We start from the raw sequence: 26,023 nt of genomic DNA, 5'->3' as shown, positions 1-26,023 counted from the left end.
ACATACTGCTCCACTTAAAAACCTCCTCCGCCGTGTTTCAGCCTCTCCCCTCTCTTGTGTGGGATTCCAGCCTTCTGCGTTATTTATCTTCCCGGATCAATATTCTCAGCGCTTCCACAGCCACCTTGATAGCAGCATCCGTATCATGGACCACCGGATTGGAAAGCCCCTGTTTCTCACGTTCCTGATTGGCTACTACCAGGAAATTGGAACCGCAGCGCACTCTCAGGTAGTTGGCAACCACAAACAGTGCGGCCGACTCCATCTCTGAAGCCTTGCAGCCAAGTCTCAGCCATGCCTCCCATTTGTTCATCAGTTCGTAGCTGACCGGCTTTGTCTCCGGCTCATGCTGTCCGTAAAATGCATCCTTGCACTCCACAACACCTGCGTGATACTCATATCCGCAGTTTTTGGCTGCTTTTACCAGCGCGTTGGCCACGCCGAAATCAGCGACCGCCGGGTATTCAATGGGGGCATATTCTTTGCTGGTACCTTCCATGCGGATGGCGCCTGTGGCAACCACAATGTCTCCGCCCTTTACATTTACATCCATACCGCCGCATGTGCCCACACGGATAAAGGTATCTGCCCCGCTCTTTACAAGTTCTTCCATGGCGATGGACGCTGACGGCCCGCCGATTCCCGTTGATGTGACGCTGACTTTTTCTCCGTCCAGATATCCCGTATATGTCACATATTCTCTGCTGTCTGCCACCAGTACAGGGTTGTCAAAGTATGCCGCGATCTTACTGCATCTCTTAGGGTCTCCCGGAAGAAGCACATATCTTCCCACATCCCCTTTCCTTATATTCAGATGATACTGCACGCCCTCTTCTGCGTAATTCATATGTATTTCCTCCTTGTTTGTACCTGTATATTTTTTCTATACATGCATATTACCACTTGTATAATTTTCTGTCAATCAAATTACTATGCATAATATATACAATATTTATCCGCTAATTTTGTGCATATATTACAACTCCATCTGTTAAGGTGCTTACATTTATCCGTCAAATATTAGACATGTTACTCTTTACAGACCTAGTGTAGAGCCAGTGCAGGATGCAGAGCACATAGCAGTATACCCAGATCTGACTGAATAATTAGTACATGTTTTCAAATTGACTAATATAATGTAAAGTTGTATAATTGTCATATCTTATTTTGATATTACCATATTGCCGACGGAGGAGAATGATATGAATGAACCACTAGACAACAAGGTTCCCAAAACAGGAATGTCCGAAGAAAAATCAAGAAAATTGAAGCATGTAAAGGTCTATGATCAGCTCTATGCCCAGATTCTGAGCGGGGAATATCCCAGGGGATCACAGCTCCCCAGCGAGCCGGACCTGTCTAAAAAGATGGGGGTGAGCCGTATGACACTCCGCCAGGCACTGGCTCTGCTCAGAGAAGACGGGCTGATCCACAACGTACAGGGAAAGGGTAATTTTGTACAGGAAACAAAGAAGGCGCCTGTAAAAGACTTCACCAATCTATGCAATCCTGTGTTCCAATGCGGCCAGACCATAACAGAGACGGAGACAGAATACCGCCTGGAACCTCCCACGGATTTTATCAGCAATATCATCGGCAGGAAAACCCCTGTAGTCGCCATTATTGACCGGTGGTATAAAGACCAGCCGGGAAGCACATTTGCCTACTCCCTCAGCTTTATCCCTATCGAGACAGTTACCAGGTTCAATATTGACTTTACAGACACGGACAGCCTGACACAATTTCTGAACAAGGATGTATACAGCCATGCTGTCTCCTCCACTCTGAATCTGAGAGGATCAGACACAGGCAACTTCACGGCCCAGAAATACAGGCTGTCCGAAAAAAATACATTTCTGATGATACAGGAAAATCTGTACGATGACTCCGGCCTCACCCTGGCAGCTTCCAAGCACTATATCCCTCTGGAATCCTGCAACCTGGTACTGACTTTCCGAAAATAGACTCAGAAACCGGAAACAGACCCAGAGGCCGGAAACAGCTCAGAGAAGTGATACCGGCCCGCAGACTGCGCAGATTTCCCTGTCAAGAGCCTCATAAAAATCAGCCATATGTTTTCCGTCAACCAGAGCATGGTTACACAGCACGGATACTGGCATCAGGACTTTTTCCTCCTGTTTGTAATACTTTCCCCAGGTGATCCTCGGATTGCTGTCCGCAGGAATGGGGACAGGCTGGATAAACGAGGTGTAGGTCAGCCAGGGAAGCGTTGAGATAAATATTTTGTCATTGCTCTCCTCCCTGTCCTCCTCAATACTCCTCTCGCTTTTTGCCGCTTCCTGCGCCCGTACAGCGTAGTCCAGATAATCAGGAAACGGCATACTGCTTTCCAGAGTACAGTAGCAGTATGTTCCATCCTCCAATGCCACTGTGTGTGACGTTCTGCAGGATTCATATTCTACAATACTGTTATTTACAATACGCTGCCTGAATTCAGGGACACCGTTTGCCGCCTTTGACACGCAGTAGCAGAACGTGAGGAAAAAGGGCAGTTTCTCTGCCTTAACCTTTTTTAATAAATCTGTTATCTCAACATTGACTGTTACTCCCACGTACGGGTAAGATAAACTGTTGAAATAATCAAAGTGGCTTTCCCGTTTGTAATCCTTTAAAATTCGTTTTTTTCTTTCCATAAATACCTCCTGAAATAAAGCACCAAAAGTACGCCCGGCGGACTTTCTGCTGCATGAATAAAAAAGCCGTAAACATATGACTATAATCCAAAGAATTATAATCAACTATTTACGGCAGTTGGTAGAAACGCTCAACCATATTATGAGCTTATATAACTGTTTTCATTATAAACGATTGCGGTTATGATTGCAATGCAAATTCCAGGATATCTTCCCGCATCTCGAAGCGGATACCATTTTCACATTTCTCTCTCCGTACTTCCCCGTCACATCTGATGTCATTGACATGCATGAGCTGTACAAAGACATGTTCTGCCTGCCCCTGCAGCTCCAATGTTATATTTTCTCCCATGCGTTTCACATTCAGCTTAAGGACCGGCTCCCCTGAGGTATTATAGACCCTGCAGTCCTTTTCAAACGCTTCGGGTATTTCATACAATTGAAACGTCACCCCATCCGCGTAATCATAGACCGGAGTATCCTCCTCTGCGCCCACCGGGAGAATGGTTCCCGGACGGACAAACAGCGGCATATGGAAATAATCATAATTCCGTCTGTACCACTTGCCGCCCTCCAGGATTTCGCCGTCCAGATAATTGGTCCAGCACCCATTTCCCGGCAGGAAAAACTCCGCCTGGCCCTCTTCATTGAAAATAGGGGCAACCAGCAGGTCACTTCCAAGCATATACTGGCGCTCCAGATGCAGAGAAGTGGGACACTGTGGGAACTCCAGCATCATGGCCCTCATCAGGGGAACTCCCTCCTCCAATACCTGCACACTTCCGCTGTACAGATAAGGCATCAGCCTGCATTTTAGGTTCGTAAACGCCTTCAGTACCCTGCAGGACTCCTCGTCAAAATACCAGGGTGCCCGGTAGCTCTGCTCCCCGTGAAGCCTGCTGTGCGTGGACAGCATTCCGAACTGCACCCATCGTTTATACAGGTCCGGTGTTGCTGTCCTACAGAATCCGCTGATATCGTGGGCCCAATACCCGTACCCTGACTGGCAGAGTGACAGACCGCCCCTCAGACTTTCCGCCATGGAAATATAGGAAGCTTCATTATCCCCGCCCCAGTTAAAGGGGAATTTCTGGGTTCCGGCCGTAGCTGATCTGGAAAATACGCATCCCTCCCCCTTCTTCTCCTGAATCAGCTCATAAACCGCCTGATTATAGAGATAGGGATAATAATTATGCATTTTCGCAGGATCTGAACCGTCAAAATAGACCACATTCGTTGGAATCCGCTCTCCGAAATCCGTCTTCAGTGCATCCACTCCCATATCCAGCAGAGCACCCAGTTTGCTTTGATACCAGCGTACCGCTTCAGGATTTGTAAAATCCACAATTGCGATCCCTGACATCCAGTTATCGGACTGCCACACATCCCCGTCCTTTGTCTTCAAAAAGTATCCATTGTCTTTGCCCTCCCGGAACAGATAAGACTCCTGGCTTATGTATGGGTTGATCCACACACAGACCTTCACACCTCTTTCATGGATAGCATCCAGCAGCTTTTTGGCATCCCCGAACCGCTTTGACCAGACAAAATCACAGCATTTAAAATCATCCATCCAGCGCGCGTCGAAATGAAACACGGACAGGGGGATGTCATATTCTTTCATCTTGTCAATGGTATCCAGTGTGATCTGCGCGTCTGAATCCGGCATCCAGCTTGTGGAGAGCCACAGGCCGTAGGTCCAGGCAGGTGGAACCGGTGTCCTTCCGGTGAGGGCCGTGTAATTTGACAGAACATCTTTCGGTTCGCTGCCCCCGATCACCATATACTCCAGTTCCTCCTCCTGCACTGCGATCTCCACGTGGCGCACACTCACATTGGCCACCTCAAAGCCCACTCTGGCAGGGGTATTTACAAATACACCGTAGCTTTTGCTGGACAGATAAAAGGGAATATTCTTATAAGCCTGATTTCCGTTGGAACCTCCGTCACGGTTCCAGCAGTCAACAGACTGCCCGTTTCTGATACAGGAAGTAAAGCGCTCTCCCAGGCCGTAGATATATTCTCCCACATCCAGACTCAGCATTTCCCGAATATAGTTTTCGTTTTGGCTGCTTCTACCGTTTCTTCCATTATAGTCACACAGCTTATCTGCCTCATATTCCGCGTCTGTGACATAAGCCGTTCCCTTTTCCCCGCATCTTGTAAGGAAACGTCCGTCGAAATAAAAAGCAATACCAAAATCTCCAGTTTTCCTTACCACTGCTTTCATCCTGCCGTTTGTTACAGTGATTTCCTGCTCCATCTCGCATACTTCCATATCCCGATAGGAAACATCCAGGTCAAAGTATGGCCCGCACTCCTTTTTGCCTGTAAAATGATAGACCTTGACAGCCAGTATGTCCGCTTTCGGGGCAGTGATGGTAAAATGAAGGACCGGTCCGGCTATCGTATCCCTGAGTGACCGTATCTCCGTACAGGGCACCATGAAATGCACCTGATCCTTCTCTGCCCTCCACTCCCACAGGGAATGGGCCCTGTGAAGCTTATATCCGTTTCTCGACTCCCATAATCCGTCTGTAAACCGCATTGTCAATCTCCTTTCAAACTATGCATAGCTATTGCCTATTCCGCTTCTGCTGATATTTCCATTGTAAGCTATCCTGTTTGATTTTCCATTACAAGTTTGCGATACTGCCATGACTAATTCGTCTTTTCAGAACTCTTGGCTGTCTCCCGGATTCCCTCCTCCATCATGCACAGAGCTTCCAGCGCACTTCTAAAATACCTCCTCCTTCCGTCCGTGCCCCTGAGCTGCCCCTGCCAGCTGTTATGCTGTGTGCAGAATATCTGCAGAAGATAAAAGCACGCTGCCTTTTTCCCAAATCCGGAATCATGCAGGGAATGAAACTCCGGCAGTTCGGCAGTTCCTGCCCGGCTGTTTTCCAGATAGGATAAAACTGTGTTTATTTTCAGCAGCATGTCCCCAAAATCATGAAACCTGAGTATTTCACTATAATTGGGGTTCATGATCCATCCTTTCGGCGTATTCTCTCTGATGGTCTCCACATGAATAAAAAAATCTCCGCCTCTCATTTCTCAATCCTCCTATGTACTGTCGGTTATCCCATGTGATCTTTTCATTTATGGGTTGAGTACATAATGGTGATTATGCCGTAAAATTACAGTTCAAAGCATTCTATATCATATATCCAAAAACTGTAATGTTCTTTCTATCATTGAGAAATGCAGCCATATTGTTTTAGAAACACATGAAAAGCAGACCGGTGTGCGGAAAATAACGGCTCCGGTCTTTTTTCCATGTTCTCTTATACATCAGGCGTCTAAAACCGGCAGAAAATAAGCTGGCGGATCAAATATTTGTTTTTCTTAACCAGGTATGTTAGAATATCACTATGTAACTTTCATTGAGGATTCCAGGTGCATGATGGCATAATCACCATTATGCAGTCAATTCATGTAGTGATAACAAGCTTCATCATTTCAAGCTGTCTTAAATGTTCTCTTCCGCTTTCCATTGTATAGATACGTGTCGTGGAAATATTTGCGTGCCCTAATAAATCCGCCAGTTTTACCAAATCCTTCTCCAGCATATAATAAGCCTTTGCAAACAGATGGCGCAGATTATGGGGAAACACCTTTTTCGGCTCCACCCCGGCACTTTGGCACAGAGATTTCATATCTCTCCATATATTGTTCCTGTCCAGAGGTCTGCCGCTTTTTGTGCGGAAAACGGGACCGCTCTCAATACCGGTCTCTTTGCAGTAACTCCGAAGCGCGCGGCATAAATCCCGGTGCAGAAAAACGGTACGGCTTTTTCCTTTACACGCTACGAATGCCTGTCCCGTACTCAGGGCTTCTTTCGTAATGTACTGAAGCTCCGATACACGAATCCCCGTCGCACAGATAGACTGCAGCAAAAGGGAGAGCCTTCTGTTTCCCTTCTGATCTGCTGCTTTTACAAGACGCACATACTCCTCACGGGTCAGTTCTTTTTCCGGTCTGGAAAAGATCTCCCTCTGTACTTTCAGCGGCTTTACCTTCATCTGCGGCATACCTGCAAATTCCAGATAGCTGTTCACAGCGGCCAGCATAGAATTAATACTGACAGGCGCATGAGTTTCTCTCAGCTTTTCCTTCCATCTCAGAACTGCTTCTTTGTCCATTTTCTTCCCATCCAGAAACGTAAAAAAGGCGCGCAGATCACGGATGTATTTCTCAACAGTCTTCTGGCTGCGTTCCTGATACAGCAAATGTTCTTCATATTCTCCCAGAATTTTCTGTGTATTTCTTTTCATTTTCCTGCTTCCTTTCTCTGTTTTTACTTATTCTACCGCATACAGAAAAAAGTTATGCTCCGCAGATATCAAAAAATCCTGATCTTGACCAACCATGTGCATGGGCTTTGGATGCAACGCAGCGGGTGTCACCGGATGCCGTATCATAGACTCCCCCAGGGAGCGCCTGATCGCCATACTGACCAACAGCCTGGTTCCCTGCAACGGAAGATTTCCCACTATTTTAGCTGTTCTCACCATGTTCTTTGCCGCCGGCACCGGGCTTTTTACTTCCCTGTCCCTTGCGCTTTTACTGGCGGCCACCATACTGCTGGGTATTTTCATGACGTTTTTCTCATCCTGGCTTTTGTCTAAGACAGTACTGAAGGGGGTTCCCTCCTCTTTTACGCTGGAACTTCCGCCTTACCGGCGGCCCCAGTTCTTCCGTGTGCTGGTGCGCTCTGTTATGGACCGCACCCTTCACGTACTCTGGCGGGCACTGATCGCGGCGGCCCCTGCAGGACTCATTATCTGGATACTGGCAAATGTAACTGTGGGGGATACTTCCCTGCTGCTGCATTTTGCCGGATTCCTGGAACCTGTGGGACGGCTTATGGGACTGGACGGTATCATTCTGCTGGCTTTCATCCTTGGACTTCCGGCCAATGAGATTGTGGTACCCATCATGATCATGGCTTACACGGCACAGGGGACACTGACTGATTCCGGCAGTCTTGCAACCCTGCACACCTTGCTTGTACAAAACGGCTGGACCTGTTTTACTGCTGTTTCCATGCTTTTGTTCACACTCATGCACTGGCCCTGCGCCACCACACTTCTCACCATCAAAAAGGAAACACACAGTTTGAAATGGACGTTTTTGGCATTTCTCATTCCCACGGTTTTAGGCTTCGTCTTTTGCTTTTTATTTAATTGTATGGTGCGGCTGTTCATATGAACAGCCGTCCCCGCTGCCAAAACGAACACGCTCTAAGGCAGGATATCCACATTTTCCAGTAAGAACTTAATGAACACCTTGCTTGCAATGGGAATCGTGTTTTTATCCTGTGTGATAATCCCGATTTTTCTCTTCACAACCGGCTGTATGGGCCGCACTGCCACATGGTGGCTGGATTTGCACAGGATCAGCTCCGGTATGATGCTGACCCCCAGGCCCTCCTCAATCATGAATAAAATGGAGTAGTCATCATGGACACGGAGTTTTATGTCCGGTTCTATCTGTTCGGCATGAAACGCAGTCAGAGTCTCGCTGAAAGCCCCTTCTTCCAGAAGAAGAAACGGTTCCTTTGCCAGATCCTGCATGGTGACATACTCCTGTTCACAGAGGGGATGGCCGGTGGGGAGCACAGCCATCAGTTTATCCTCCTTTATGAGCCTGGTCCTGATTCCCTTGACCGCGTCCGGGTTCACAAATCCGAAATCCACCTCCCCAATCCGCACCCACTCCGGTATCGTAGTATAGTCCCCCTGATGAAGTACGAATTGTACATTGGGGTACTGTATCTGAAACTTTTTGATCAGCTTTGGCAGCCAGTGTGCTGATACACTGGAAAAAGTGCCGATCTTGATCACCCCGGATTCCAGCCCCCGGATCTCCTTCACCATCTCCAGCATGGACTGGTACTGTGCCACGGTCCTCTGGATAAACGGATACAATTTCTCCCCCTCCAGCGTCAGATGAACGCCATAGCGGGAGCGATACAGAAGTTTAATGGACAGCTCCTTTTCCAGGGATGAGATCATCTGGCTCATGGCAGGCTGTGTGTATCCCAGCAGGTTGGCCGCCTTTGTAAAACTTCCAAGTTCAACTATTTTTTGTAGTGCAATATAACGCTGCATTTTCAAATAACCTTTCTGCATATTTATATAATATCTATTTATTTTCCTTATTTTAAAAACCAGTATATACTAATATAAAACCAAAGACAAGGAGATGGAAGAAAATGAAATGTTACATTGCAGACGCCTTTACTGATACCGTATTCAAAGGAAACCCTGCCGCTGTCTGTCTTCCGGAACAGTGGATACCGGATGAGCTGATGCAGAATATTGCCAGGGAAAACAATCTGTCTGAAACGGCATTTACGGTCACAAAAGGGGATGCGTATGAACTGCGCTGGATATCCTTTCTGACCAAAAGCGGAGAACTTACCGTCAGAAAAAAGGACGGACGATATGAACTGGACATGCCGTCCTATCCCCTGCACCGAATACCGGTCACAGAGGAGATGGCAGCGGCCGTGGGATTTATGCCGGCCGAAGCATGGCTCGGACGTGATCTGGTCTGCGGCTCCGGTCACTGCCATGTCATCCCTATGTGGGCAGAAAAGCTGAAAAGGCAGGATTTCCGCGCCCTGCAGGCTTCTGAAAGAAGCGGTATTTTATACTGCCGTTTTTCCGGGGACAGGGTTTTCATTGCAGGAGAAACCGCCCTATACTCCGTCGCTGAATTGTATGTGCAGGAAAGGCGGGATGACTTATGAACAGCAAAAAGGCTGAAATGCTGATGGTCAGCGTCTCTTTCGTCTGGGGGTCCTCTTATCTGCTGATGAAAATAGGGCTTGGAAACATTGCCCCTTTTAACCTGATCGCACTGCGTTTCGGAATCGCGTTTCTTTTTATGACACTGGTTTTTTCCAAAAAGTACCGCTCAGCCAAGCCTTCCGATATAGGAAAAGGGATTCTGATGGGAATTCTTTTGTTTCTCACATTTTCCGGGATGGTTTATGGTGTCAGCCGTACCACTGCATCCACCGCAGGTTTTTTAGCCAGCACTACCGTTATTTTTATTCCCATTCTGGAGAGTATCATATGGAGAAAACTCCCCCGCAGGCTGGTACTGTCCAGTATTCTTCTTGCCGGAGCCGGCCTGTATCTTCTGACCGCCAAAAATGGGCTTTCCCTGAATGGCGGGGCCATCTACAGCCTGGCAGGTGCGTTTTTTTATGCTGTTTATATCCTTCTGCTTGAAAAAACCTCTAAAACTGCAGACACCTTCCTTCTCAGCACCATCCAGTTTGGTGTTATTGCCGCGTGTGCCTCCGTCTGTATGATGTTGTTTGAAACGCCGTCCCTCCCGGCTTCCCCCGCACAGTGGGCAGCCATACTCTGTCTTGGACTGATGTGCAGTGCTTATGGTTTTCTCGCACAGTCTGTGGCCCAGAAATATACCACGGCTGAGAGAATCGGACTGATTTTTTCCCTGGAGCCAGTATTTTCCGCGGTTCTTTCCTTTCTTATTCTACATGAGATATTGGACTGGACAGATTATCTGGGCGCAGGTCTGATACTTTCCGGTGTGATCCTGTCAAAATTTATGCCTGCTGCCGAAACGGTTAATGCAGAAATTCCGGCGGAATCCCTTTAATCCGGTATTATTGACTATTGTTCATTGACATTTGTTCACTCATCGTGCTATACTGTTTTCAGAAAGTGAGATGATCATATGGCAAAAGATAAGATCAGGGTTTCCAAACCCCCGGAAGAGCGCAGGCAGGAAATCATGGACACTGCCATGCGTGTATTTGCGGAAAAGGGATATGAGCAGACCACCATGCGGGATATCGCATCAGCGGTGGGTGTTGTTCCCGGTCTCTGCTACCGCTATTTTGAATCCAAACAGGTATTATTTGAACAGGCAGTCAGACAGTACGTCTCTGATTACTGCGCTCCCATTGTACGTGCTCTGAAAGAACACAGCGGAGATATGTCCTCCGCTTTTGACCGGGCCGCCGCTCTTTTTTTGACTTCCGGCAGCAGAGAAAAATACGATGCCTTTTTCCACAAGGAGGAGAACCGGACCTTCCACACACTGCTCAGTTACTCTATCTGTGACTATATGCTGCCCTTTGCCGCAGAGTTTTTTGACAGCCTGAACGCAAACGGAACAATCTCCATCTCCGACACAAAATCTTTCTCCCAGTTTATCCTATACGGACAGATTCCGATCATAAACGACGAAAGCATTACCCCGGAAGAAAAAGCGGCAAGAATCAAAGAATACATGAGCAAACTGACAAAGTGATAAGTCCCTCTTAAGAGGGATTTTATTACAGGATTTGAGTGAACTTTGTTCACTGAAAGGATGGTTAATATGAAAAATACAGCGCTTATCACAGGTGCCACAAGCGGACTGGGACTCAGCTATGCAAAATACTTTGCCTCCGCCGGATATGATCTGATCCTCACCGGCCGCCGCAGGGAAATCATACAAAAAAACGCGGAAATACTGCAAAAGCGGTACCACATAAAAGCTGAGGTGCTGATCGTGGAATTGTCAGACCCAAACGGCATCAGCCATTTGCTCTCCTGTATCAGAGACAGGGATATCCATGTTCTTGTAAACAATGCCGGTTTCGGTTTAAAACCGTTCTTTGCCGATACACCCCAAGAGGATATCGAAAAAATGCTGTACCTGCAGATTTTGTGTGTCACACAACTGACACACTGCGTCCTGAAAGGTATGCTGCAGCGCCATGACGGTATTATCATCAATATTTCCTCCGACGGCGCTTTTGCCGTGATGCCTCACAATGTCCTCTACTCCTCCACAAAGCTGTACATTTTGAATTTCACAGAGGGGCTGCACACAGAGCTGGTTGGAACAGGGGTTCATGTGCAGGCTGTCTGCCCCGGCTTTATTGACTCTCATTTTCACGAGAACGCGGGGATGCATATGGATAAGAACAAAAAGGGATTGTTTGGTTTCCGCCAGCCGGATGATATTGTGGCGGATGCCATGAAGGATTTCAGAAAGGGAAAGGTGGTATCCGTTCCGGATACCGGGGCAAAACTCATAAGATTTATGGTAAGATTCATGCCGCGGAAAGCATTCTATAAAATGTCTGCATCCTTCTCCGCCGGCGTCATAAAGAAAAAAGCAAATACCTCAGCCAGCCATAAGTAGCGGCATACTCTGCTTTTCTTCCGCGCTTCTGATGCCTCCCTTTGTTATATTTTTATCACAATTCCATATGATTGTCTGACTATTCTTCCACTTGCTTCCCTGTTGTTTTAAGTGTATCATATAAATAAGAATTATTCTTGAACAGAACAGGCTGCTTACCGTACTGCCCGCGAGTCATCCGCAGACAGACTGTAAACGTTTTCTGGTACAGGCATAAGATAGAAATGAGGGAATGAGGAGGTAGGGAGATGGAAACATCTGGATTTACAAAAAATACGAAGCGCCTTTTAATATGGGGAGCCGGAGATCAGGGGACGGTAGCCCTGGACTGTGCTCTGGCAATGAAGAGATACAGCAGGATTGACTTTCTCGATATCAAAGAGAAAGGACCCCGCCAGATTCCCGGTCACACAATTTATGAGGAGGCAAAGGAAAAGGTCAGCGAACTGATACATGGTTATGACGAGGTCATTGTGGCAAGCGGCAGCAATTACCTGCGGGAAAAGAAAATTGCACAGGTGCTGGCTGCAGGGGTTCCCCTTGCAACCCTGATACACCCCACGGCTGTCATCAGCCCCCTTGCCCATGTGGCCAATGGCTGCACCATACTGGCAGGTGCCGTCGTCAATATCAATGCCTATGTGGGAATCGGCTGCATTGTAAACACCCACGCAGTGATCGAACACGACTGTCTGGCTGAAGACTATGTCAATATCTGCCCTCAGGTCTCCATGGGAGGCCACGCGAAAATAGGCAGACGTTCCTTCATCGGTATCGGAAGCACGATCCTGGATCACATAACCGTTGGCAGGGAATCCATTGTGGGGGCCGGTGCTGTGGTGATCCGCGACGTGCCGGACGGAACCACCGTTGTAGGGGTTCCTGCCAAAAGAAAACATTAACCGCTCCGCCGGCTTAACGGCAAAATTATACCGCACCCAAATACGCAGGTGCGGTATAATCCGATTATGTGGGGGCAATCCCACGTTCCTTCTCTTTATCTTTCTCTTTTTCTTTCTGGAAAAAAGCTTTCGTCTCCGCGATCACCACAGAACTCAGTCCAAGAAGTCCGATGAGATTCGGAAATGCCATGCAGGCATTGGTAATATCCGCCAGAAGCCAGATAGGTTTCAGGGATAAAAACGGAGCCACTGCTATGCAGGCAATATAAACCATCTTATAAGGCAGTATGTATTTTACGCTGTTGAACAGATATACCAGACAGCGCTCCCCATAATAACACCAGCCGATAATGGTGGTAAAGGAGAAGAAAATAAGGCCGATGGTCACCATGTACATGCCGATATCCCCGGGAAGGCTGGCATTGAAGGCCGCATTTGAAAGCAGACCGCCGTCCAGCTCTGTGGTTTCCAGAAGGCCTGAGGTGATCACCACAATACCTGTCATGGTACAGATGATAATCGTGGTGAAAAATACGCTTGTCATGGAAATAAGCCCCTGGCGCACACAGGATTTTGTCTTTGCCGCAGCCACAACGATGGGTGAACTTCCAAGGCCTGCTTCATTTGTGTAAATACCCCTGGCAAATCCCGTGCGCATGGCAGTCATCACAGAGATCATAATGGTTCCGCCGGCGCCGCCCAGCATGGCATGAGGCGTAAATGCCGATTCAAAGATAAGGGCAAATGCTTTCGGAATGGCTGATGCATTGACAAAAAGCACTGCAAAGGAACCGATCACATAAGCTGCCGCCATGACCGGGACAACCAGTTCCGCCACCTTGGAGATGGATTTCAGTCCTCCCAGGACAACTGCTGCCACCGCTATGGTAACCACAATGCCAATGATGGCCACAGGAAGATGGAACGCCTCACTTGCTGACTCTGTGATCGCGTTTACCTGCGGAAAAGTCCCGCAGCCCAGCAGTGCTGTGATGATACCGAAAAAGGCAAAGAGCTTTGCAAGCCAGATCCACTTTTTTCCCATGCCGTTCTGGATATAGTACATGGGACCTCCGGCGATCTGACCGTTCTCGTCCACCGTGCGGTATTTTACTGCCAGAAGGCCTTCCGCGTATTTTGTAGCCATACCCACAAAGGCAGAAACCCACATCCAGAAAAGTGCGCCCGGGCCGCCCACCCGCAGTGCTGTGGCAACACCCACAATACTGCCGGTTCCAATGGTGGCCGCCAGGGCCGTGCAGAGGGATCCAAACGCGGATACATCTCCTTCGCCCTCCTCTTTTTCAAAGATATACCGCAGTGCTCTCGGAAGATGTACAACCTGCAGACATTTCAGTCTCAGCGTAAAATATAAACCTGTCCCGATCAATAAAACCATAGTAGGCGGTCCCCAAACGACTGCCTGTACTTTTTCCAGCAAATGCAAAATACTATCCATAGATCTACCTCCAATCGAATCCAATGAGAAAAAGAGCGCGGCAAAGGTACGAAACCGACATCTGTCTTTAACCTATTGCCGCGCTGTAAAATACTTTATGTAGTATAAGTGTAACTATTCAGCAGGTCTGCGCATTTACAGCGCTGACCGTAAGAAAAAGTTCAGCAGCCAGGCAAAAATCCCATCGCCAAAGGCGATTTTACATGGATTTTTGCTCGTAACTGTGAAGGTACTGAACAGTTACATATAAGTGATAGTATCAGAACAAGGTTGTAACATCTGTATTTTCCATATTGAAACTTAACGATACATTTTTACATGTACTGAATCCATTATACGTATTAATAGCAGAATACACAACATTATTTTCTTTGCATGCTGTCTCAAGACCTTTTCCGGCAATCTCAAGACCATATTTCAGGGTAGCGTTTGTAAGGGCGATGGTGGATGTTCTGGGTACCGCACCCGGCATATTTCCCACACAATAGTGCACAACACCATCTACAACGAAGGTCGGGTCATCGTGATAGGTCACTTTTGTTGTCTCACAGCATCCGCCCTGGTCCACTGCCACATCCACGATCACACTTCCGGGTCTCATATTTTTCAGATACTCTCTCTTCATGATCTTGGGGGCTGCCTTACCCGGAATCAAGACTGAGCCGATGACCAGATCCGCGTTTGCCACTGCATTGGCTATGGCAGCATCTGTGCTGTACAGGGTCTGGATTCTGGAACCGAAGATATCATCCAGATATGCAAGACGGTTCAGACTGATATCCGTGATCGTCACGTTCGCGCCCATTCCCACAGCGATCTTGCAGGCATTGGTACCAACATTGCCGCCTCCCAGAATGACAACATTGGCTTTTGGTGTACCCGGTACACCGGAGAGCAGTACACCGGAACCTCCGAACGGTTTCTCCAGATATTTTGCTCCTTCCTGGATACTGAGGCGTCCTGCGATCTGGCTCATAGGTGCCAGCAGCGGCAGACTGCCGTTTCTCTCAATCAGAGTCTCATAAGCAACGCCCTTTACCTTTGATGCCAGCAGCGCATCTGTAAGAGGACGGTCAGCAGCGAGATGCAGGTATGTGTAAAGAATCAGTCCCTCGTGGAAATACTGGTACTCTTCTTTCAGCGGTTCTTTTACCTTCACCATCATCTCAGATTTGTCCCAGACTTCTTTCGCAGAATCAAGAATCACAGCTCCTGCTTTTACATACTCGTCTGTGGTAAATCCTGAGCCGATGCCTGCGTCTTTTTCAATATAAACTTCATGGCCGGCATTGACATAAGAGACAACATTGTCCGGTGTTAAACCTACACGATACTCATTGTTTTTGATTTCCTTCACGCATCCTACTCTCATAATTATATCCTCCTGATATTTTTGTTCCGCTTAATTTGGAAGCACCCAGGCCGCGGATCCACGTGGGTGGTTTATTTATTTCAAAACCCTCCGGTTATGAAATTCCAATGAGATACACTTATGAAATACTATGATGTAATATATGAAACCAGTCATCGTTCTGCTGATAGAGTTATGAATATTATTTTTCATTTTATATTTTAAAAGACTTTTTTTCTTCATTTCTTTGATGGTTTTACTTTATCACACATCAAGCATTTGTGCAATAAGACAGATTTACAGAAAAAGAGACTGGTTTTTTGGTTAAATTGTCCATTCAAAATTTTAAGATATATGTTACAATTTTAACATATACATAGGAAGCTTTAAAATTTCGGAAAAATATGATCATTTGCGAAAAATCCCTGGATAAAGGGATATTATTGGGGGAATTGCATGAATGAAATAAAGGAATTACTCAAAAGTACCAAACTTACCAAGACCGGAAAGGTCATTGCAGAATTTATCATAGACAATGTGGAGGAGGCTTGTTTTATGACCTCCACGGATATCGCCATGAAGTTAAGCGTCAGCGAATCCTCTGTGATCCGCTTCTCCAGAGCACTGGGATTTACCGGCTTCATGGACTTTCAGCGGAATCTGCGGAACAGCTATAAGGACAATGTCTACAGCATGTCCAGCAATATTACCGTTCCGTACGAACGTCTGAAAATGAGTATGGAGCGGGGCGAAGCCAACTTTATGGAAGAATTTCTGGTGAACACAGAGGCTAATATTTCCTCTGTTCTGAAAAATAACTCCAGGGAAACCTTTGACAAGGCCGCTGACCTGATCATCAAAAGCCGGAAAAAATTTGTCATAGCTTCCAGGGCCAACTCCGGTGTGGGCGCCTATACTTATTTCCTGTTAAAACATATGCTGCCGGATGTGTACCCTACCAATGATTCCAATGCCAATGTCATTGACCATTTAAGTGATATCGGAAAGGAAGACTGTGTGATCGTCTACAGCTTCCCCAGATATTCCAAGCTGGATAAGATGGCAGTACAGATGGCCGAGGACGCAGGCGCCGGTATCGTAGTCATCACAGACAAGCGGAGCGCGCTGCTGGCCCAATACGCGGATATTGTCTTCACCGTCGGCTTAAACAGCAGTACCTTCTTCAATTCATACGTGGGCGTGGAATTTCTTATGGAAACGCTTTGTGCTGATATCAACAAAAAGATCGGTTACTCCAATGAGGAGAAGCTGAAGAATATTGATAAATATATAAACGAACTTCAGGTGTATTGAGATGTGGGGGTCCGGCCTTCCGGACTCCCCAATGGCGAATACAGAAAAATTGTATGGCATACAATAAAACACCCCTCCCCGGATGGCAGTTTCTGGATCATCTGTCATCCGGGGAGGAGTGTATCCTGTATTATTTATTCTTTGGTATTTTTGCAGTTATCATCACACGCTGATATCCATAACGGCCCTGACCAGTTCGCGGCATGCGTCTTCACTGTTTTTCATTAATAGATCCAGTTCATCTTCTGATGCATTGTCCACGTGTATGCCGGCTGCCACAGACACCCTGCATTTCAGGGTTGTTGCCAGATATTTTGCAGACTGCCTGGCCGCCTCATCATCTTTATGCTCATACGCACAGATAACACTGACCGTAGCTGACCTCTCTCTTCCCTCTTTTATCGGTCTGGCACACCCCAGGGCGATGGCACCCACATGGTATCCTGTTCCTCCGCAGATGGTGACACTGAGATCAGGACCACAGAAAACGGCCAGCAGCTCAATCTGGTATTTGCTGCCGCTTGCCTTTGTTATATGATATTCTTCCAAATTCATTCCTCTGCTCCTGTCCACGGCACAAACTTCTCATGCGTAATCCCAAACTGCATCAGTATTTTGCCAACAATATGGTTTATCTGTTCCTCAATATTCTTTGGCCCGTTATAGAAGGTAAGAACCGGCGGAATGATCACACATCCCAATTCTGCTGCCTCTTTCATATTTCTCAGATGTACTTTTCCAAGCGGCATTTCGCGCGGTACCAATACCACTTTCCTGCCTTCTTTCAGACACACATCCGCAGCTCTCACCAGAAGATTCTCCGCGTATCCCGCCGTAATTCCGGCCAGCGTCTTCATACTGCACGGCATGACGATCATGCCCTCTGTCACATAAGATCCGCTGGAAATCACTGCTGCCAGATTTTCATCCTCATGGACAACATCCGCAAGCAGAACCAGGTCGATCAGAGGGATATCACTCTCCAGTTTCCAGGTCTTCTTTGCACCTTCTGTTAAAATAAGATGCACCTGGCATCCTTCTATATTCTTCAGAGCCTTTACCAGATAATAACTCATCTCTACTCCGGAAGCACCGGTCACTCCTACGATTATCCTCATGTTTTTACCACCTTTTATGAATGATTGAATTATAACATGCCGAGAAGTTTCCACCATGGGATCTCCACCAGGACAGTCACAATGAATACCACTACCGTCAGCGGAATGCCAAGACGGATCGTCTCTTTCTGGGTATACATACCGTTCTCTTCCCCCTGTCCTACCAGCATATTCAAATGATGGAACGGAAGGATATAATGTATTGCCACCGCCGTATACACGATCAGGGTCGTTACCAGCGGGTTAATTCCCATAGGAGAGGTAAACGCCATGAGTGCCGGGATGGCTACGCCCATAACCGCGATAACAGAACCCATAAACATATGTATGATCATGGCAATCAGCGCGATAAACGCTGCCAACACCAGTGGATTATTTGGTATTGTGGATGGCAGAATGGTCTTTGCCAGCCATTCGTTCATCCCTGTGGCGCCTCCCACAGTCCCGATCGTCATGGCTGATGTCAGGAAGATCAGCACATGCACAGGTACTTCACCCCAGGATTTTGCGGTCAGGACTTCGCCAATAACCGGCATACTCATGAACATGGCAACACCCAAGGTTACCCAGCCGATATTGATACCGTGAATGGAATCCGTCGCCCACAGTACAATGGCGATTACCAGCCAGACAGCAGTTCTCTTTTCCAGGGTGGATAAAGGACCTAAAGAATTTTGTTTTTCTTTCACCTCGTCCAGATTGATTTCCAACTCTTTGGATGGCTTAAACAGAACAAGGATGAGAAGCAGTGTCAAAACAGAAGCTACGATCGCCGGCAGCCCCATAACTTTAAACCAGCCCAGCCAGTCTAAGTCCACACCTGAGTTGGCAACTGCCAGGGGATTGATAATACTGTCACCGGTGAGAAAAATAAGGGAAACCGGCACAGATGCCGCAAATACGGTAAACCCCACTTTAACGGCATCCTCTTTTGGCATCTTGGCACTCTTCACCACAACTGCCATTACAGACATGATCAGAAAAGCCCTCGGCCATGGATGGGGAATCAGAATACTCATAATAAAGGTCAGCACAAAAATAGATATGAGAATCCCTCTGTAGGAACGTACAAATTTAATGATAAAAGCATACGCAATGCGCTCCCCCAAACCGGAATCTTTGACTGCGGAAGCGATCAGGTATGCTCCGATGATCAGATACATGGTAGAACCTGTCCAGGATTTAAAAACAAGCTCCGGCTCTGCCACGCCGAGTACGATCAAAAGTATCAGATAGATGCCGCCCACATAACCGGACTGTGCGACCTGGGTTGCCCACCAGACAACCGTCATAAGGGTCAGTGCCAGACATGTCTGTCCTGCAGGCTCGATACCCTGCAGCGGCAGGAAATGGATGATCAGAGCTACCAGTATACCCGCGATAAAACCAATTTTTTTTGTTTTCATTCTTTTACCCTCTTCTTTATAAACGGCCACAAAATGCCCTGTGACCAGAAAAAATGTGCCGGACTATAACAGTTATGTCCGGCACATATGAAGACTGACGATTTTCCTTCGGACTATTTGTCCAGAGGCGGAACGGGCGGAATTACCTGCATGGTCGGTATTTTTTCTTTATCCAGCTTAAATTTTTCGTGGATATTGATCGTTTCTGTAGAACGCCAGGAATAAAAGCATTCCTCACAGAGATAAACCTCCCATACCTTTCCCACCGGAGAATCAACCATTTTTCTTACTTTATTACTATCACAACGCGGACAAATCATCTTATTACCTCCTTATTTCTACCTTAATTTTTAAATAATTCGCGGATAATCTTGGAATATTCCTCTGTCTTAACCGGCGGATCAAGAAGTTCTACCTCTCTCGGATTCGGCTCCGGAGCAACCGGCGTGGTGGCATCTATGATCATCTTTGTATGCATACCGGCCGGAACAGAAGACGGATCCAGCGGCATACCAGGACAGTTCGGTATGATTGCCACATCCTTATCCGGTTTTACCCTGGTGGTCAGCGCCCACATTACCTGTTCCAGATTAAACGGATCCACAAATTCATCCACCACGATTATGATTTTTGAATACGGCATGCCATGAGGTGTGGACAGCAGGCGGAACGCAACGCCCTTGCCATATCCGCCATAACGGCATTTAGTGGAAATAATGACACCCATGCCATGTGAGTACATGGCGTTCAGGGCAACCAGCTCCGGGATACTCTCCTTCACCTGTTTAAACAGCGGAACTGATGTGTTCAGTGCCATCAGGTAATCAATCTCCGTCCACGGAATACCCAGATACAGATTTTCAAAAATAGGATTTGTTCTGCGTGTGATTCTTTCAATTTTGGCTACGCACTGGTTCCTGCATCCTGAATAGGAACCCGGGAATTCACCAAACGGGCCTTCCGGCTCACGTACTCTCGGCTCAATATACCCTTCCAGAACTACCTCTGAGCCTGCCGGCACATAAAGGTGCTCATACAGATCTGATTTTACGATATCTGTCGGGACTCCATCCTGGAGAGCGCCCACAAACTCATATTCATTCTGTTTGTATCCGATCGGTGTGGAGGCCATAAACGAAACGAGTGGGCTGTTGCCGATCGTGATGGCAATCGGAAGCTTCTCATTCTTTCTCTCAGCCTTTTCCAACTGAACAGCGATATCGTGGAAAGCCAGAGCCTGGATTCCGATACGGTCTTTGTCTTTAACCTGAATCCGGTATATGCCCATATTCATCTTATCAAAATTGCCGGGTTCTTCCGGGTCTGCTGTAACTACAGCCCCTTTAGAGATGAAAAAGCCCGCATCCTGGTCATTGATCCTATAAAGAGGAAGGACATCAAAAAGGTTAATATTTTTATCAATCACATTCTCCTTGCAGGGCGCTTCCTCCCTTTTAAGTATATTTGGCTGTACCGGATATTTGTCCCATCTGCGGTCCAGCTCAAAAAACTGTTCCTTGGTAGGCGTATCCTTGGGCAGACCCATCATTAACGCGTGATTAGCCCACGAACCATGTACATTCGTGACAACCCTTCCTTTATATCCTTTGACTTTCTCAAACAATACTGCCGGTCCGTTTTTGATATTTGCAGCTGCACGTCCTGCAGATGCAATATCCGGTTCAGGCATAACTTCATCTTTTATGCGGACCAACTGTCCTTCCTTCTCCAGGGTTGCCAAAAAGCTTCTTAAATCTTTATACACTTTAGCCACTTCAGTTCCTCCTTTACCTGTTTCATGCACTTGTTAAAATGATGCCAATGTCGACGTTGGTTTTACACATCCTTTACTACGCGCTTATTGTATCACTCTGTTTTTTTGTGCACAATTCACTTTAGGAACCTGGTCATTCCAAATCAGAATTGCATTTTTCCCGAATTTTGCTATGTTATACTTAGTGAATTATGGTAATACCAACTAGTTTTATATATTGTTAAAAGTGTGGTATTCTAATATTGAAAAGCTGTCTGCCAGTACGGGAGGGTAATCATGACAATTTTACAGGTTAAATTTTTTCTGGCTATATGCGAATTCGGAGGATTCTCCGCTGCTGCCGATGAAATGTATATTTCCCAATCCTCTCTCTCTAAACAAATCAAGTCCCTGGAAACAGAACTTGGCCTGCCTTTATTTCTTCGCTCCAACAATAAGGTCTCTCTGACCCCGGGAGGTGAGATGTTTTTGACTTATGCCAGAATCTTTGTGAATACTTATTCAGACATGGTGGCGCACTTGTCCGGTCTGTCCAAGGACATTGTGACCGAGAATATTTACTTTGGTACCCTCCCTCTGCTGCAGGACTACCACATTGCCAAGCAATTGGCCGTTTTTCAGGAAAATATGCATAATATCCAAATCAATATTACAGAAGCAAGCCAACAGGAGCTCTTACACCTGCTTCTAGCAAAAAAAATAAACCTCTCCATACTGAGGCTCAACTACCTGAACACAGACCAATTTGACTTTGCCCCCATCCATGAGGACCGATTCACGCTTGTCTGTTCCAAAAAGCATGCTGAGACCCTGGGAAAAGGGCCGCTTTCCCTGAGGAAACTCCATGATTATCCTTTTGTTATTCTTGGATGTGAATCAGATATTTATCAGTTGTGTATGGATCAGTTTGCAAAAGCTGACTTTTCTCCTAATATCACAAATATGACATCCAGACATCTGCATCTGCTCAATATGGTGGACGAGGGTATCGGCATTACAATACTGCCCAAGATCATGATGAACCGGAGAATCTTTCCGAATCTTATCTGTATTCCGTTTTATGAAGCAATGTGCACGACGATCGGGATCGTACGGCTGAAAAACGTAACTATCCCCCACCAGGCAGATATGCTGTACCAGTATTTTATGGAGCATGGACTCTCTCCCGTCTCCAAAGAACCGAATTAAAAAAAGAGAGTGCCGGCGACAGCACTCTCCAAATCATATTCTCTTCAAAACTTCCACGGCACAGGTCAAAAACCACGGTGTATATTTCTGTGGGTTTGCCTGCATATCCTCCAGTAACTCTGTTTTTTCCATCCACACTGCTGCTTCTGCTTCTTTCGGATCCAGTTTATAGCTTCCGTAATATTCCCCCATGATCACATGGTCAAATTCAAACTCACAGATACCATTGTCAAACTTATAATAGTACACAAAAGAATATATCTCTTCTAATCTTTTGACATGGATCTTCATCTCTTCGTCTAATCTTCTGCGGGCAGCATCCAGTGTTATTTCTCCGGGCCTCGGGTGGGAACAGCAGGTGTTTGTCCACAGACCGCCGCAGTGATACTTATTCTCTGCTCTTTTCTGCAGAAGTATTTTTCCGTCATGGTACAAAAACACAGAAAAAGCGCGGTGCAGATGCGGGGATGCATGTGCTGCCCCTTTCTTCATCTCACCCAAAGGATTATCCAGATAATCTACCAATATTACCTTAGGTTCCATATGATTCCTCCGAAATCTTTTTTTCAATTATATCCGATAACGGAAAAAATCACAATTCCATTTTCGACTGGGCACATTCTCCTACAGATTCCCATACCCATCGTCATCCACCGGCTCGCATCATTCATTTGTGATTTCCACTCCCGGTACTTCCACTGCCAGATGGGCAAACCAGCAGTCCTTCGCAGCGCCGTGCCAGTGCTTTACCCCTGCCGGGAAAATCGTGTCTATGTCTGACAGCAGTTACTTTCCATTTCCGACAGAAGGCACTTTGCCATTACCAGTGATTATAACTTAAAATCTCATCCAGGCTCTTGCGTTTCTTCCGCCGCGGTTCCCCTTCTTTTGCAGGATAGCCCACAGTTATGATCAGCCGTATCACCCGCTCGGCGGGTATCCCAAAATACTGATGCAGTTTTTCCTGGTTCATCGTACCGATCATACACGTTCCCAGTCCCATGGATGCAGCTTCATAACACAGCGCCATGGCCGCCATGCCGATATCCATCTGCGCAAAATGCTGGGAACCGTAGCGTTCTCCCACCCCCGGCATAAGGTGTGCTTCCTCCTCCACGATCATGATATAAGCCGGCACACGGTCTCCCCAGGGACACCCGGTCAGGCCGTTGTCATCAAATGCCTCTGCCAGTTTGTCATGGGCCTCCGGCTCATCCACAATAATAAAATGCCACGGCTGGGCATTGCACCCGCTGGGCGACAGGCGGGCCACATCCACCAGATGTGTCAGGGTTTCACGGGAGACGGGTTTATCACTGTAAACCCTGCAGCTTTCACGCTTTAACTGTAAAGTTTCAAAATCCATAGTAAGCTCCTTTTCTAAATAATGATTTCTTCCACGGTTGTCTCTCCCTAGAATATAACATATCCCGGCAGCATGCGCAATCAAACCGCTTTTCCCCTGCCCGGCTGCTCATGGCACGCAGTTGTTGGTCGCGTGTGTCATAGAATTCTCCGCTCAGCATTTTTTCTTTTTCTGTCGTATACCCACATTCAGTCTTTCCGGATTTCTTTTGCCATCCTAAAGGCTGCCCGCAACTATTCATATGCGGGAAATACCAGACTTATTTCATAGAACTGCCCGTCATTTTCCACCTTGCAGGTTCCCTTCATTTTGTGCATCATCTGCTCTATATTGGCAACTCCCACACATGTGCTGCTGACATCCTCAGGGTTTTGATCAATTTTATTTCTTATGATCATTGTGATCTGTTTTTCCGGCTGGTCCTGCATGGAAAACACAATGGTGACAGGCTCTGTCTTATCCGCGTATTTGAGCAGATTGGACGCAATATTATCCAGGATTCTGTCCATGTATTCAGGCAGGACAGAAAGTTTTACTTCCGGCCAGTCAGTATCGCACTCCACCCGGAATCCCTGGCTGTGCAGAAACATAACAAGGTCAGAGAGTCTGTTCTCAAAAATATAGCACAGCTTTTCCGGTACCTCCAGCATAATGTCTTCATTTTTTGTAATGTAGAACCGTTCAAACAGGTCATCTGACATCTGTTTTATCTGATTTGCCTTGTGTGCTGTCTTTTTCAGATACTGCTCCATCTCCTTCTCATCTTTGTATTTTCCCTGGGACAGCAGTTCTGTGTACAGAAGGAGGGCGGTGAGCGGTGTGCGCAGGTCATGGGCCATACCTGTGACCAGACGGTTGTTCACCTCCATGATCTCCTCTTTTTCCCTGATATTTTCATTCAGGCTGAGCCGCATCTGCTCCAGGCCGAAGGCCAGCTCTGACAGCTCGTCCCCACCCTTTACGGTGATCTGCTTATCCATTCCGCCGCCCTCTAAAATTTTCACCTCTTCCTCAAGCTGATGGACATATCGGATCTTTCTCTGCAGGAAAAATAAGAAGATAAAGAGAAACAGCAGCACCGACACACCGAGCTCTATATAATTGGCCGCCGCGTAAATCTCATAATCGAAAAAGCCCACCACATACAGTCTTCCTGCCCCGTCTGCAAACTGTATATCATATAACTGGGAATCACTCTCATAGTAACTCTCCTCCTCTGCTGCGGGGGGACTGCTATCCTCAGCTGCATCATCCGGAATCATCATTTCATCCTCTTTATATTCCGATGGATAAATGACCTTTCCGCCCTTTAAGATCACATAATATATCAGCGGATTGTCACTCCCCCACGCATTCAGCGCCTCTGTGTCCGAAGAAGAAATCTGGTTCTTTGTTACATAATCCTGAAATTCCTCCGCGGTCTTATCTGTCTGCCGCTCAATATAGGAGGAGGAGGCAAAATAAGAATCCAGGGCACTGCCTATGAAATAATTTACAGCATAATAAAAGATAACGGAAATCCCCATGGCTGCCAGCATCACCAGGGTGGCTTTCATTTTTAAACTGTATCGTCTTTTACACAAAGGTATACCCCTTCCCCCACACGGTTTTTATATGCTGCGGTTCCTGTGGATTTTCTTCTATCTTAACTCTCAGTTTCCTGATATGGACCATGACCGTACTGTTGGAGGAATAGAAATACGGCTCCTTCCATATGCTCTCATACAGATTCTGGGCAGAAAATACCTTTGCGGGATGTTCCATCATCAGCAGCAGTATTTTGTATTCCAGGTCTGACAGATCCACCTGTCTTTCGCCCACCTGCACATCATTGAATTTTTTACTGATCCGGATATCACTGACGGTAAGGTACTCCTCCTCCTTCTCTGTCTCTGCCTTTCCGCTGTATATTCGGTAACGCCTCAGCAGTGCTTTCACCCTGCCAAGCAGTTCGGAGTAGGAAAAGGGCTTCCCAAGATAATCATCACCGCCTGCCATAAGCCCTATGAGCTTGTCAGATTCCTGGGCCTTTGCCGTAAGAAACATAATGGGCACATAGGAAATTTTCCTTATCTCTTCACACGTCTTAAGTCCTGATATACCGGGCATCATCACATCCAGAATCACCAGGTCCGTATCAGGAGTCAAAAGCTTCAGTCCCGCATGTCCGTTCTCCGCCTCCTGTACCGTATAATTTTCACTTTCCAGCAGGATTCTGATACCCTCACGGATATCCGCGTCATCCTCAATGATCAATATATTTGCCTTATTCATGGTACCTCCGTCCTATCTTATCAACAACAGTTCT

25 protein-coding genes, 1 pseudogene and 1 riboswitch are annotated in these 26,023 nt (G+C 46.8%); of the genes and pseudogenes, 9 read left to right on the top strand and 17 right to left on the bottom strand.

Features of this window, described 5'->3' with window-relative positions; genetic code table 11:
- Nucleotides 1-79 precede the first annotated feature (79 nt).
- Nucleotides 80-847, bottom strand: coding sequence for a uridine phosphorylase (udp, locus tag MUB35_RS08500; RefSeq protein WP_033140262.1), 768 nt, complete (start codon nt 845-847; stop codon nt 80-82).
- A 355-nt stretch (nt 848-1,202) separates the two neighbouring features.
- Here udp and MUB35_RS08495 point away from each other — a divergent pair, with 355 nt between their 5' ends.
- Entirely contained in the window at nt 1,203-1,964 is a 762-nt protein-coding gene (locus tag MUB35_RS08495) for a GntR family transcriptional regulator (RefSeq protein ID WP_227246384.1), read from the top strand.
- A gap of 39 nt (nt 1,965-2,003) precedes the next feature.
- Here the strand turns inward: MUB35_RS08495 and MUB35_RS08490 are convergent, their stop codons facing one another.
- The 4 genes from MUB35_RS08490 to MUB35_RS08475 form a co-directional block, all read right to left on the bottom strand.
- Nucleotides 2,004-2,654 carry a CatA-like O-acetyltransferase gene (locus MUB35_RS08490; protein ID WP_033140263.1) on the bottom strand — a complete coding sequence of 217 codons (651 nt, stop codon included), beginning with the start codon at nt 2,652-2,654 and terminating at the stop codon, nt 2,004-2,006.
- A 78-nt stretch (nt 2,655-2,732) separates the two neighbouring features.
- Nucleotides 2,733-2,830, bottom strand: a riboswitch (purine riboswitch).
- A gap of 5 nt (nt 2,831-2,835) precedes the next feature.
- Nucleotides 2,836-5,202, bottom strand: a complete 2,367-nt coding sequence (gene yicI, locus MUB35_RS08485) for an alpha-xylosidase (protein WP_244806050.1) — start codon at nt 5,200-5,202, stop codon at nt 2,836-2,838.
- Between the two features lie 113 nt (nt 5,203-5,315).
- Entirely contained in the window at nt 5,316-5,708 is a 393-nt protein-coding gene (locus tag MUB35_RS08480) for a hypothetical protein (protein ID WP_244806049.1), read from the bottom strand.
- Between the two features lie 380 nt (nt 5,709-6,088).
- Entirely contained in the window at nt 6,089-6,931 is an 843-nt protein-coding gene (locus tag MUB35_RS08475) for a tyrosine-type recombinase/integrase (protein ID WP_033144069.1), read from the bottom strand.
- 91 nt (nt 6,932-7,022) lie between these two features.
- Here MUB35_RS08475 and MUB35_RS08470 point away from each other — a divergent pair.
- A pseudogene (locus tag MUB35_RS08470) lies at nt 7,023-7,868 on the top strand (nucleoside recognition domain-containing protein); the annotation flags it as partial.
- 32 nt (nt 7,869-7,900) lie between these two features.
- On the opposite strand, the gene MUB35_RS08465 reads toward MUB35_RS08470, so the two are convergent.
- Complete coding sequence (locus tag MUB35_RS08465; protein ID WP_244806048.1) at nt 7,901-8,770, bottom strand: LysR family transcriptional regulator; 870 nt, start codon at nt 8,768-8,770, stop codon at nt 7,901-7,903.
- Nucleotides 8,771-8,874: 104 nt separating this feature from the next.
- On the opposite strand from MUB35_RS08465, the gene MUB35_RS08460 reads away from it, so the two are divergent.
- From MUB35_RS08460 to MUB35_RS08440, 5 genes are all read left to right on the top strand, one after another.
- Nucleotides 8,875-9,414 carry a PhzF family phenazine biosynthesis protein gene (locus tag MUB35_RS08460; RefSeq protein ID WP_033144068.1) on the top strand — a complete coding sequence of 180 codons (540 nt, stop codon included), beginning with the start codon at nt 8,875-8,877 and terminating at the stop codon, nt 9,412-9,414.
- Entirely contained in the window at nt 9,411-10,298 is an 888-nt protein-coding gene (locus MUB35_RS08455; protein ID WP_244806047.1) for a DMT family transporter, read from the top strand. The genes MUB35_RS08460 and MUB35_RS08455 overlap by 4 nt, the downstream gene beginning before the upstream one ends.
- Nucleotides 10,299-10,376: 78 nt before the next feature.
- Nucleotides 10,377-10,955: a TetR/AcrR family transcriptional regulator gene (locus MUB35_RS08450; protein ID WP_244806046.1), complete on the top strand. Its 579-nt coding sequence runs from the start codon at nt 10,377-10,379 to the stop codon at nt 10,953-10,955.
- 69 nt (nt 10,956-11,024) lie between these two features.
- On the top strand, nt 11,025-11,837 hold the full coding sequence (locus MUB35_RS08445; protein ID WP_244806045.1) for an SDR family NAD(P)-dependent oxidoreductase: 813 nt from the start codon (nt 11,025-11,027) through the stop codon (nt 11,835-11,837).
- Between the two features lie 248 nt (nt 11,838-12,085).
- Nucleotides 12,086-12,739 carry an acetyltransferase gene (locus MUB35_RS08440; protein ID WP_244806044.1) on the top strand — a complete coding sequence of 218 codons (654 nt, stop codon included), beginning with the start codon at nt 12,086-12,088 and terminating at the stop codon, nt 12,737-12,739.
- A gap of 64 nt (nt 12,740-12,803) precedes the next feature.
- Here MUB35_RS08440 and MUB35_RS08435 read toward each other — a convergent pair whose 3' ends face one another.
- Both MUB35_RS08435 and ald read right to left on the bottom strand, forming a co-directional pair.
- Entirely contained in the window at nt 12,804-14,198 is a 1,395-nt protein-coding gene (locus MUB35_RS08435; RefSeq protein ID WP_054350979.1) for an alanine/glycine:cation symporter family protein, read from the bottom strand.
- 259 nt (nt 14,199-14,457) lie between these two features.
- The gene (gene ald, locus MUB35_RS08430; protein ID WP_033143791.1) at nt 14,458-15,570 is read right to left on the bottom strand and encodes an alanine dehydrogenase; all 1,113 of its coding nucleotides are present in this window, start codon (nt 15,568-15,570) and stop codon (nt 14,458-14,460) included.
- 435 nt (nt 15,571-16,005) lie between these two features.
- Here ald and MUB35_RS08425 point away from each other — a divergent pair, with 435 nt between their 5' ends.
- Nucleotides 16,006-16,863, top strand: coding sequence for a MurR/RpiR family transcriptional regulator (locus tag MUB35_RS08425; protein ID WP_033143790.1), 858 nt, complete (start codon nt 16,006-16,008; stop codon nt 16,861-16,863).
- A gap of 162 nt (nt 16,864-17,025) precedes the next feature.
- Here MUB35_RS08425 and MUB35_RS08420 read toward each other — a convergent pair whose 3' ends face one another.
- The 5 genes from MUB35_RS08420 to MUB35_RS08400 form a co-directional block, all read right to left on the bottom strand.
- Entirely contained in the window at nt 17,026-17,418 is a 393-nt protein-coding gene (locus MUB35_RS08420; RefSeq protein ID WP_054350978.1) for a prenylated flavin chaperone LpdD, read from the bottom strand.
- A complete protein-coding gene (locus MUB35_RS08415) occupies nt 17,415-17,981 on the bottom strand; it encodes a UbiX family flavin prenyltransferase (protein WP_033143788.1) in 567 nt (188 codons plus the stop codon). Before MUB35_RS08415 ends, MUB35_RS08420 begins: the two co-directional genes overlap by 4 nt.
- Before the next feature lie 29 nt (nt 17,982-18,010).
- Nucleotides 18,011-19,387 carry an SLC13 family permease gene (locus tag MUB35_RS08410; RefSeq protein WP_033143787.1) on the bottom strand — a complete coding sequence of 459 codons (1,377 nt, stop codon included), beginning with the start codon at nt 19,385-19,387 and terminating at the stop codon, nt 18,011-18,013.
- A 113-nt stretch (nt 19,388-19,500) separates the two neighbouring features.
- Nucleotides 19,501-19,707 carry a non-oxidative hydroxyarylic acid decarboxylases subunit D gene (locus tag MUB35_RS08405; protein WP_054350977.1) on the bottom strand — a complete coding sequence of 69 codons (207 nt, stop codon included), beginning with the start codon at nt 19,705-19,707 and terminating at the stop codon, nt 19,501-19,503.
- A 23-nt stretch (nt 19,708-19,730) separates the two neighbouring features.
- Nucleotides 19,731-21,161: a non-oxidative hydroxyarylic acid decarboxylases subunit C gene (locus MUB35_RS08400; RefSeq protein ID WP_244806043.1), complete on the bottom strand. Its 1,431-nt coding sequence runs from the start codon at nt 21,159-21,161 to the stop codon at nt 19,731-19,733.
- Nucleotides 21,162-21,437: 276 nt separating this feature from the next.
- Between MUB35_RS08400 and MUB35_RS08395 the strand changes: the two genes are divergently transcribed.
- The gene (locus tag MUB35_RS08395; protein WP_052099727.1) at nt 21,438-22,349 is read left to right on the top strand and encodes a LysR family transcriptional regulator; all 912 of its coding nucleotides are present in this window, start codon (nt 21,438-21,440) and stop codon (nt 22,347-22,349) included.
- Nucleotides 22,350-22,382: 33 nt separating this feature from the next.
- On the opposite strand, the gene idi is transcribed toward MUB35_RS08395, so the two are convergent.
- The 4 genes from idi to MUB35_RS08375 form a co-directional block, all read right to left on the bottom strand.
- Entirely contained in the window at nt 22,383-22,892 is a 510-nt protein-coding gene (idi, locus tag MUB35_RS08390; RefSeq protein ID WP_033143785.1) for an isopentenyl-diphosphate Delta-isomerase, read from the bottom strand.
- Between the two features lie 277 nt (nt 22,893-23,169).
- Nucleotides 23,170-23,715: a nitroreductase family protein gene (locus tag MUB35_RS08385; protein WP_033143784.1), complete on the bottom strand. Its 546-nt coding sequence runs from the start codon at nt 23,713-23,715 to the stop codon at nt 23,170-23,172.
- 233 nt (nt 23,716-23,948) lie between these two features.
- Entirely contained in the window at nt 23,949-25,298 is a 1,350-nt protein-coding gene (locus MUB35_RS08380; RefSeq protein ID WP_156120907.1) for a HAMP domain-containing sensor histidine kinase, read from the bottom strand.
- Nucleotides 25,291-25,989: a response regulator transcription factor gene (locus MUB35_RS08375; RefSeq protein WP_033143782.1), complete on the bottom strand. Its 699-nt coding sequence runs from the start codon at nt 25,987-25,989 to the stop codon at nt 25,291-25,293. The genes MUB35_RS08380 and MUB35_RS08375 overlap by 8 nt, the downstream gene beginning before the upstream one ends.
- Nucleotides 25,990-26,023 lie beyond the last annotated feature (34 nt).

The organism is Blautia sp. NSJ-175 (genome assembly GCF_022867815.1).
In the GTDB taxonomy this organism is placed as follows: domain Bacteria; phylum Bacillota; class Clostridia; order Lachnospirales; family Lachnospiraceae; genus Blautia; species Blautia celeris.
The sequence above is the reverse complement of the archived record's forward strand: the minus strand, read 5'-3'. Positions and strand labels throughout refer to the sequence as shown.

Bases quoted from the DNA above. Each gene is read 5' to 3' on its own strand.
- udp (WP_033140262.1), bottom strand. From the start codon at position 847: ATGAATTACGCAGAAGAGGGCGTGCAGTATCATCTGAATATAAGGAAA.
- MUB35_RS08495 (WP_227246384.1), top strand. From the start codon at position 1,203: ATGAATGAACCACTAGACAACAAGGTTCCCAAAACAGGAATGTCCGAA.
- MUB35_RS08490 (WP_033140263.1), bottom strand. From the start codon at position 2,654: ATGGAAAGAAAAAAACGAATTTTAAAGGATTACAAACGGGAAAGCCAC.
- yicI (WP_244806050.1), bottom strand. From the start codon at position 5,202: ATGCGGTTTACAGACGGATTATGGGAGTCGAGAAACGGATATAAGCTT.
- MUB35_RS08480 (WP_244806049.1), bottom strand. From the start codon at position 5,708: ATGAGAGGCGGAGATTTTTTTATTCATGTGGAGACCATCAGAGAGAAT.
- MUB35_RS08475 (WP_033144069.1), bottom strand. From the start codon at position 6,931: ATGAAAAGAAATACACAGAAAATTCTGGGAGAATATGAAGAACATTTG.
- MUB35_RS08465 (WP_244806048.1), bottom strand. From the start codon at position 8,770: ATGCAGCGTTATATTGCACTACAAAAAATAGTTGAACTTGGAAGTTTT.
- MUB35_RS08460 (WP_033144068.1), top strand. From the start codon at position 8,875: ATGAAATGTTACATTGCAGACGCCTTTACTGATACCGTATTCAAAGGA.
- MUB35_RS08455 (WP_244806047.1), top strand. From the start codon at position 9,411: ATGAACAGCAAAAAGGCTGAAATGCTGATGGTCAGCGTCTCTTTCGTC.
- MUB35_RS08450 (WP_244806046.1), top strand. From the start codon at position 10,377: ATGGCAAAAGATAAGATCAGGGTTTCCAAACCCCCGGAAGAGCGCAGG.
- MUB35_RS08445 (WP_244806045.1), top strand. From the start codon at position 11,025: ATGAAAAATACAGCGCTTATCACAGGTGCCACAAGCGGACTGGGACTC.
- MUB35_RS08440 (WP_244806044.1), top strand. From the start codon at position 12,086: ATGGAAACATCTGGATTTACAAAAAATACGAAGCGCCTTTTAATATGG.
- MUB35_RS08435 (WP_054350979.1), bottom strand. From the start codon at position 14,198: ATGGATAGTATTTTGCATTTGCTGGAAAAAGTACAGGCAGTCGTTTGG.
- ald (WP_033143791.1), bottom strand. From the start codon at position 15,570: ATGAGAGTAGGATGCGTGAAGGAAATCAAAAACAATGAGTATCGTGTA.
- MUB35_RS08425 (WP_033143790.1), top strand. From the start codon at position 16,006: ATGAATGAAATAAAGGAATTACTCAAAAGTACCAAACTTACCAAGACC.
- MUB35_RS08420 (WP_054350978.1), bottom strand. From the start codon at position 17,418: ATGAATTTGGAAGAATATCATATAACAAAGGCAAGCGGCAGCAAATAC.
- MUB35_RS08415 (WP_033143788.1), bottom strand. From the start codon at position 17,981: ATGAGGATAATCGTAGGAGTGACCGGTGCTTCCGGAGTAGAGATGAGT.
- MUB35_RS08410 (WP_033143787.1), bottom strand. From the start codon at position 19,387: ATGAAAACAAAAAAAATTGGTTTTATCGCGGGTATACTGGTAGCTCTG.
- MUB35_RS08405 (WP_054350977.1), bottom strand. From the start codon at position 19,707: ATGATTTGTCCGCGTTGTGATAGTAATAAAGTAAGAAAAATGGTTGAT.
- MUB35_RS08395 (WP_052099727.1), top strand. From the start codon at position 21,438: ATGACAATTTTACAGGTTAAATTTTTTCTGGCTATATGCGAATTCGGA.
- idi (WP_033143785.1), bottom strand. From the start codon at position 22,892: ATGGAACCTAAGGTAATATTGGTAGATTATCTGGATAATCCTTTGGGT.
- MUB35_RS08385 (WP_033143784.1), bottom strand. From the start codon at position 23,715: ATGGATTTTGAAACTTTACAGTTAAAGCGTGAAAGCTGCAGGGTTTAC.
- MUB35_RS08375 (WP_033143782.1), bottom strand. From the start codon at position 25,989: ATGAATAAGGCAAATATATTGATCATTGAGGATGACGCGGATATCCGT.